At 60.3% G+C, this 8,046-nt stretch carries 8 protein-coding genes; 2 read left to right on the top strand and 6 right to left on the bottom strand.

The window, feature by feature from the left end:
- Both L9Z73_RS21000 and L9Z73_RS20995 read left to right on the top strand, forming a co-directional pair.
- Positions 1 to 791 (top strand): oxidoreductase (locus tag L9Z73_RS21000; RefSeq protein ID WP_247404978.1); only part of this gene is annotated, 791 nt, incomplete at its 5' end.
- Between the two features lie 271 nt (positions 792 to 1,062).
- Entirely contained in the window at positions 1,063 to 1,248 is a 186-nt protein-coding gene (locus L9Z73_RS20995) for a hypothetical protein (protein WP_247404975.1), read from the top strand.
- Positions 1,249 to 1,260: 12 nt separating this feature from the next.
- Here the strand turns inward: L9Z73_RS20995 and L9Z73_RS20990 are convergent, their stop codons facing one another.
- The 6 genes from L9Z73_RS20990 to L9Z73_RS20965 all read right to left on the bottom strand — a co-directional run.
- The gene (locus tag L9Z73_RS20990; protein ID WP_247404972.1) at positions 1,261 to 2,421 is read right to left on the bottom strand and encodes a hypothetical protein; all 1,161 of its coding nucleotides are present in this window, start codon (positions 2,419 to 2,421) and stop codon (positions 1,261 to 1,263) included.
- Between the two features lie 154 nt (positions 2,422 to 2,575).
- On the bottom strand, positions 2,576 to 4,201 hold the full coding sequence (locus tag L9Z73_RS20985) for a glucan biosynthesis protein D (protein WP_247404968.1): 1,626 nt from the start codon (positions 4,199 to 4,201) through the stop codon (positions 2,576 to 2,578).
- A gap of 338 nt (positions 4,202 to 4,539) precedes the next feature.
- Positions 4,540 to 5,964 (bottom strand): gamma-aminobutyraldehyde dehydrogenase, encoded by a 1,425-nt coding sequence (locus L9Z73_RS20980; RefSeq protein WP_247404965.1) that lies wholly within the window; start codon positions 5,962 to 5,964, stop codon positions 4,540 to 4,542.
- A gap of 60 nt (positions 5,965 to 6,024) precedes the next feature.
- A complete protein-coding gene (locus L9Z73_RS20975; protein WP_247404962.1) occupies positions 6,025 to 6,834 on the bottom strand; it encodes an ABC transporter permease in 810 nt (269 codons plus the stop codon).
- A complete protein-coding gene (locus tag L9Z73_RS20970; protein ID WP_247404959.1) occupies positions 6,824 to 7,753 on the bottom strand; it encodes an ABC transporter permease in 930 nt (309 codons plus the stop codon). Before L9Z73_RS20970 ends, L9Z73_RS20975 begins: the two co-directional genes overlap by 11 nt.
- Before the next feature lies 1 nt (position 7,754).
- Positions 7,755 to 8,046 (bottom strand): TOBE domain-containing protein (locus tag L9Z73_RS20965; RefSeq protein WP_247404956.1); only part of this gene is annotated, 292 nt, incomplete at its 5' end.

Below are 8,046 nucleotides of genomic sequence, written 5' to 3'. Positions count from 1 at the left end.
AGGCCAGCACCCATCGGCCGTGGATCGGCAAGCACGGCAGCGTCAAGCCGGAAGACGGCGGCTGGGTGCCGGTGGGGCCGTCGCCGATTGCCTTTGACCCGAACCACACGCAGCCCCGTCCGCTGGACGACGCGGGGATCCAGCAAGTGATCGCTGACTTTGTCGCCGCTGCCAAGCGCGCGTTGACCGCCGGTTTTGAAGTGGTGGAGATCCACGCCGCTCACGGTTACCTGCTGCATCAATTCCTCTCGCCTATCAGCAATCAGCGTCAGGACCAGTACGGCGGAACCTTTGAAAACCGTATCCGCCTGGTACTGCGAGTCACCGAAGCGGTGCGTGAAGTCTGGCCGCAAGACCTGCCGCTGTTTGTGCGGGTGTCGGCCACCGACTGGGTGGAAGACGGCTGGAACCCCGATGAAACCGTGGAGCTGGCGCGCCGCCTGAAAGACTTGGGCGTCGACCTGATCGACGTGTCCTCTGGCGGCACCGCCGCCAACGCCGAGATCCCCATCGGCCCCGGCTACCAGACGCGGTTTGCCGAGCGTGTGCGCAAAGAGTCGGGCATCGCCACCGGCACCGTGGGCATGATTACCGAGCCGGCCCAGGCCGAACACATCCTGCGCACCTGCCAGGCCGACATCATCTTCCTCGCCCGAGAACTGCTGCGTGACCCTTACTGGCCGTTGCATGCCGACGATGACCTGGGCGGGCGCAAGGCGACCTGGCCGGCCCAGTACCAGCGGGCGACCCATCGGGATCAGCCGATTCATGAGTCTGATCTCAGGGATTGATCCTTCATCGGCTCCAACAAAACCCACCCTGACCCGGTGGGTTTTTTTTGCCGGGAGCTGTGGGATATGGCTGTAGGTATTTATTCCTGACCCGATTATTTAAGTGAATACTCTAAAAAAATCCCACACGTCACGAGATTGTTTCTACGCTTAGGGTAAGTCTGATTTCTGGCCCAGGGAGTCAGTCGGTTTGTCTACCGAGGCATTGCGCTTCACGGCAGGCGGGTAATGGGCACACGGAGTTTTTGATCGATATCAGGAGAAACAGTCCATGGCCAAGTCCTATGGTGTAGCGGGTGTGGTGGCGTCTTTTCTGAACCGCGGGGTGTCCTTGCGCGCCCGAAGGTTGAGTTCCGATGAAGCTGAATTGCTGGCGCAGTATCGCGCCCTGACCGAGAACGATCAGGTGGCGATGCGCTATCTGATTGGGGCGATGAAAAGTGTGTCGCGGTTCTGAAAGCGAGGGCCGCTACTTGAAACGGCTTGAATTTTCAGGGAAGTCTCGATTGTCCGAAAAGTCTGGATCGTCGTAGAAATCGAATTCGCCAAAGGCTGAAAGCAGATCGTCTTCCATTGCGGCGCGTTCTGCTTTGAGCCAGCGCTTCAGGCCTTTCGGGCTCTCGATTTCAAACATTAGTTGTTCCAAGTCGCCCAGTTGATGCTGGAGGTCTTTGAGCGCGCGATTGACGTGCTTGCGGCTGTTAGCCAGCGTCACCTGGGCAAAAGGTTCGACATCGAACTGCCGGACAAAATCAAAGGCAATGGCACTGATTTCCATGAGCAGTTCTTCGTACTGCTCGCTCAGCACATGGTTGTAGTGGAGCAATCGCTCATCCGACATATTCTGCAGGGCTGTCGCATCAAGATGCTCGGCCTCCAGTTGCAACTCCAGCAGTGCCAGCAGATTACGTTCTGCATAGGCCTGATTGGCTCGCTGCATCAGGACTGTCTTGCGCTGGCGTTCAGCATCGTCGGTTTCCCGGTCGGGATGCAGTGCACTGACCAGTTTGCGGTACACCTCGCGCATTGACTGACTGGCTTGTTTGGCCTGCTCTTCAAAGCGTTTTTCACGAGCGGTAGAGGGTTTTGGCGAACGCTCATCCTGTTGTTTTTTCTCATCCATCAGGTGTTCTTGCAGGTGTTGCGCAAGGGCTTCGGGAGAACTGAAGTCGAAATCTTCGTCCAGCTTTATGCCATAGGCTTGCTCCATGGCTTCTTTGATAATCAGGTTTTCCTGGCGTTCGTCATCATCGAAGTCACCGTGACTGTGCTTGTTATACAGCGCCTTCATCTGCTCACGATTGGTGTCATCCATCAGCGAGGTGGCCAATTCACAGATAACGGCCTGTAAGGTCTGTCGGTCAGCCTTTGCCAGCTTGATACGATCACTGGCTATATCGAGCGCGCTCAATAGAGCAGTCTGGCGCTCAGCGTACTGGGCTTTTAGCGGCATGAACTCTTCATGCCAGCGTTGATGGTATAGGGGCAGGGCTGCTTCCCAGGCTTGGAGCGTTAGACGTTGCTTGTCGATTTTTTTCAACAGGGCATTGAATTTACGCTGTGCAGCAGAGAGTTTGGGCGTGGTTTTTGCCGAAATAGTCAGCTGCAAGACGTTTGAATCAGTAGACATGGGAGTCACTCGGCAGTCAGGGCGCGTGTGGCAAAAAGCCTAGCATGCGCCTTAGCTGTGTCTATACATCGACGGATGAGGCGGGTGTCTGGCGTGTCCGATCGCTCCAAACCTTGGAAACAATCGGACGGCCTTGGAGCGGTTTATCGTCGCATCAGGTGTACTTACGCTGCTCGGGTGCCGGCGGGAAGTACTGGTACAACCAGGTTTCACTCAAGGTGCGGTCCTGGGTGCGGATGAACAGGCGCAGCTCCACCGGCTCCACGCTGTCGCTGGTCGGGTACCAGTCGAACAGGATGCGATAGCCCTTGATGTTGTCCAGCACCAGCACGCTGAAGTCTTTGACTTCACCGTTGGAGCAGGTCACCACCGGTTCGATACCGGTGCCGGGTGGCAGGCGATCCAGGCCGCCGCCCTTGAAGTCCACGGCAAACCGGCGCGCCCAGACTTGTGGGTAATGCTCGCCGGGTGCCCAACCCTCGGTGAAACCGCCCATGCCTGAACGTGTGGCGTCGACTTGCGCCAACGGCGTGCTCACTGGCGGCAGGGCGCTCCAGTACAACTTGTAGCCATAGTTGAGCGAGTCACCGGCGGCCACGGGTTTTTTTGGGGTCCAGAAGGCCACGATGTTGTCCAGGGTTTCGCCGGTGGTCGGGATCTCCAGCAGGTCGATCGAGCCTTCGCCCCACGCGGTGGTCGGTTCGACCCACAGGCTTGGGCGCTTGCTGTACCAGTCGACGGTGTCCTGGTAGCTGGCAAATTCATGGTCGGTCTGCACCAGGCCGAAGCCTTTCGGGTCGGTGTCGGCGAACGCATTGAATTGCAGCTTGGCCGGGTTGTTCAGCGGACGGCAGATCCACTCGCCGTTGCCGCGCCACATCGCCAGGCGGTCCGAGTCATGGATTTGCGGGTGAAGGGTGTCGCACATGCGTCGTTCGTGGGTACCACAGCTGAACATGCTGGTCATCGCGGCAATGCCCAGTTGTTCGATGGCGGTGCGCGCATTGATGTTCGCGTCGATGGCCATCACCACCTGGTTGGCCTGGCAGTCGATATCGAAACGGTAGGCGCCGGTGGCGCTCGGCGAGTCGAGCAGGGCGTAGACCACAAAGCGCGTGGCGTTTTTGTCCGGGGTTTCGAACCAGAACTGCGTGAAGTCGGGGAATTCCTCGCGCTTTTTCGCGTAGGTATCAATCGCCAGGCCGCGTGCGGAAAGGCCGTACTGCCCGGTGGAATCCACTGCGCGGAAGTAACTGGCGCCGAGAAACGACAGCACGTCATGGCGATCCAGCTCCGGCGCCTTGAACAGCTTGAAGCCGGAGAAACCCAGGTCGCCGGTCAGTTGTTGGGTGTCGACCGTGGATTTTTCATAGTTGAACAGCGAAGGGCGGAAATGCACTTCGCGGGCTTCACGGGTCTTGGGGTCGACGCTGTGCATGCGCACGGGCGTCTTGAAGCCCATGCCGACGTGGAAAAACTGCACGTCCAACTGGCCGTTCAATTCCTTCCACAGCGAATGGTTGCCGTCGTAGCCGATGGCATTGAAGTTCTGCGGTGTCATGGTCGCCAACGTTGGCGGCAGCACCTGTTTGGTGTCTTTATACGCGGTCCCGGCGAGTTGCTTGGCCTGGGCCTTCAGCGTTTCGAAATCGAACGCCACGGCCTTGCCGTCGGCGGCGCGGTTCCCGGCCCAGGCCTGCGCGGCCAATAGGCCGCTGGCCGATAAACCGGTGTAAGCCGCAATGGCCATGGATGCTTTGAGCAAATTCCTGCGGTGCATAGAGACAACCTGTCGTGAGCAAATCCCGCGCCGGCCCTGGCACGTGCTGGATCAGAAATAACGGTTCGGACCTACCTTCGGCCAAACGCAACGGACATTAAACAGACGCCGGATAGCTTAAGCGGTTCGATGGCGTAGGAAAAATGATTGATGGCAGGATGATGGCTTGGCAAATGCGACAAGACATTTCCGGGCCGTGAGTGAGCACATTACCCAGGAATTATGAAGATCCAATGTGGGAGGGGGCTGTATTCCAGCCCACTTCCCCTACTGCCCGATACGCCGCATCCGGGTTGCCGATGCTCACATGTCTGACAGTAAAGGCATCAGAGCGAGGTTCAGTGCTTGAACATCACATGGCGCACCGTGGTGTAGTCCTCCAGCCCATACATGGACATGTCCTTGCCATACCCCGACAGTTTCTGACCGCCGTGAGGCATTTCGCTGACGAGCATGAAGTGGGTGTTCACCCAGGTGCAGCCGTATTGCAGGCGTGCGGCCAAGCGGTGAGCACGTCCGACATCAGCGGTCCATACAGACGACGCCAAGCCGTAGTCCGAATCGTTGGCCCAGCCGAGTACCTGTGTTTCATCGCTGAACTTGGTCACCGACACCACCGGGCCGAACACCTCGCGGCGCACGATCTCATCGTCCTGCTGCGCATCGGCCAAAACCGTCGGTTCAAAGAAGAAACCGTTGCCTTCCACCGCTTTGCCGCCGGTCACCAGGCGGATGTGCGGCTGCGCCACGGCACGTTCGACGAACCCGGCCACGCGGTCGCGGTGTTGCGCGGTGATCAGCGGGCCCAGCTCGGTGGTCGGGTCATCCTGCAAGCCGTACTTGATGCTGGCGACTGCCGCGCCGAGTTTCTCGACGAACGCGTCGTAGATCTCCGCTTGGGCATAGATACGGCAGGCAGCGGTGCAATCCTGGCCGGCGTTGTAGAAACCGAAGGTGCGAATGCCTTCCACCGCCGCCTCGATGTCCGCGTCGTTGAAGATGATCACCGGCGCCTTGCCGCCCAGCTCCATGTGCATGCGCTTCACGCTGTCGGCGGTGCTGGAGATGATGTTGGCGCCCGTGGCGATGGAGCCGGTCAGCGACACCATGCGCACTTTCGGGTGGTTCACCAACGGGCTGCCCACGGTGGGCCCACGGCCGAAGACCAGGTTGAGTACGCCGGCCGGGAAAATCTCCGACGCTAGTTCGACCATGCGCAGCGCGGTCAGCGGAGTTTGTTCCGACGGCTTGAGCACCACGGTATTACCGGCGGCCAGGGCCGGGGCGATTTTCCAGGCGACCATCATCAATGGGTAGTTCCACGGGGCGATGGAGGCGATCACGCCCACCGGATCGCGGCGGATCATCGAGGTGTGGCCCGGCAGGTATTCACCGCCGGCCGAGCCGCTCATGCAGCGGCTGGCGCCGGCGAAGAAGCGGAACACATCGGCAATCGCCGGGATCTCGTCATTCAGCGCAGCGCTGTAGGGTTTGCCGCAGTTGTCCGACTCCAGCTTGGCCAGCTCTTCGCCGTGGGCTTCGATCACATCCGCCAGTTTCAACAGCTGCAGCGAGCGATCCTTGGGCGCGGTTTGCGACCAGCTTTCAAACGCCGCATCGGCGGCACGCACGGCGGCGTCGACCTGGGCTTCGCTGGCTTCCTTGATTTCCACCAGCACACGGCCCAACGCCGGGTTGAACACCGCTTGTGCCGGGCCTTCGCCTTCGACCAGTTGGCCGTTGATCAAAAGTTTGGTTTGCATGGTTCATTCCTCCAAAAAACTATTGTTATTGCCCTGAAGAAACCGGGTCCAATGGAAAAGTTATTTACCGCCACTGCCTGCCACGCTTTCACCGCCGCGGGTCAGGTAATAGGCACCCAGAATCGGGAACATCGTCACGATCATCACCAGCATCGCCACCACGTTGGTCACCGGCACATCCCGCGGGCGACTCAACTGGTTGAGCAGCCACAGCGGCAAGGTGCGCTCATGCCCGGCGGTGAAGGTGGTGACGATGATTTCGTCGAACGACAGTGCAAACGCCAGCATGCCGCCGGCCAGCAGCGCCGAACCCAGGTTGGGCATGATGATGTAGCGGAAGGTCTGCCAGCCGTCGGCGCCCAGGTCCATCGAGGCTTCGATCAGGCTGTGGGAGGTGCGGCGCAAGCGGGCGATGACGTTGTTGTAGACGATCACCACGCAGAAGGTCGCGTGGCCGACGATGATGGTGAACATCCCGGGCTCGATGCCCAGCGTCTTGAAGGTCGCCAGCAGGGCGATACCGGTGATGATCCCCGGCAGCGCGATCGGCAGGATCAGCATCAGCGACACGCCTTGCTTGCCGAAGAACTCGCGGCGATACAGCGCGGCTGAAGCGAGGGTGCCGAGGACCATGGCGATCAGGGTGGCGATCGCCGCGATCTGCAGCGACAGCTTGATCGCTTCGAGCACGTCCGGGCGGGCGAAAGCCACGCTGAACCACCTCAGGGTGAAGCCCTGGGGTGGAAAGCTGAACGCCGCTTCTTCGGTGTTGAAGGCATAGAGGAAGATGATCAGGATCGGGAAGTGCAAAAACACCAAGCCGCCCCAGGCCGCTATCTTCAAGCCGAGTGATGATTTCTCAGAGTGCATCGAAGGCCCCCAGGCGTTTGACGATGGACAGGTACACCGCGATCAGCACGATCGGCACCAGGGTGAACGCCGCGGCCATGGGCATATTGCCGATGGCGCCTTGCTGGGCGTACACCATGCCGCCGACGAAGTAACCCGGCGGGCCGACCAGTTGCGGCACGATGAAGTCGCCCAGGGTCAGCGAAAACGTGAAGATCGAACCGGCCGCAATCCCCGGCACCGACAGCGGCAGGATCACTTGCATGAAGGTCTGGCGCGGCTTGGCGCCCAGGTCCGCCGAAGCCTGTAGCAACGACGGCGGCAAACGCTCCAGCGATGCCTGGATCGGCAGGATCATGAACGGCAGCCAGATATAGACGAACACCATGAACCGCCCCAAGTGCGAGGTGCTCAAGGTGCTGCCGCCCACGCCGGGAATCCCCAGCACGAACTGCAACACCGGCTCCAGGCCCAGGTGCTGCACAAACCATTGCGCCACGCCGCCCTTGGCCAGCAGCAAGGTCCAGGCATAGGCCTTGACGATATAGCTGGCCCACATTGGCATCATCACCGCGATATAGAAAAACGCCTTGGTCTTGCCCGTGGTGTAGCGCGCCATGTAATAGGCGATCGGGAAGGCGACGACGGCACTGGCGATCGACACCACAATCGCCATGCTCAGGGTGCGCAGGATGATGTCGAAGTTCGACGGCTGGAACAGCGCGGCGAAGTTGGCCAGGGTCAGGTCCGGCGTGACCGCCATGGTGAAGTCGTCGAAGGTGTAGAAGCCTTGCCACAGCAGGGTCAGCAACGAGCCCAGGTAGATCGCGCCGAACCAGATCAGCGGCGGTATCAGCAGCATCGCCAGGTAGAGGTTGGGCTTGCGGTACAGCAGGTTGGAAAACCTGCGCATCGGCGGTTGGGTCAGGGCCAGGCTCATGTCACACCTCGCCTGCGTGGTCGGCCAGGGTGGTCATGGCTGCCCGCGCCCAGCGCACGCTGATGGGCTGGCCGACCTGATAGCCGTTGCTGGTGTCCAGCCACTGGTTATTCGCCTGGCTGATGTTCAAGGCCTGGCCGTTCGCCAGTTTCAGTTCATAGCGGGTGGCGCTGCCCTGGTACTGGATGTCATGCAGCAGGCCGCTGATTTCCACTTCGCCGGCCGCCAGCGGGCCTTCGGCGAAGCGCACGTGCTCGGGGCGGATCGAGAACGGCTGCGGGCTGCCGCTGAGG

The organism is Pseudomonas emilianonis (genome assembly GCF_023072625.1).
GTDB classification, from domain to species: domain Bacteria; phylum Pseudomonadota; class Gammaproteobacteria; order Pseudomonadales; family Pseudomonadaceae; genus Aquipseudomonas; species Aquipseudomonas paraveronii.
Note: the sequence above shows the minus strand (reverse complement) of the source record. Positions and strands in the feature narration are given on the sequence as shown.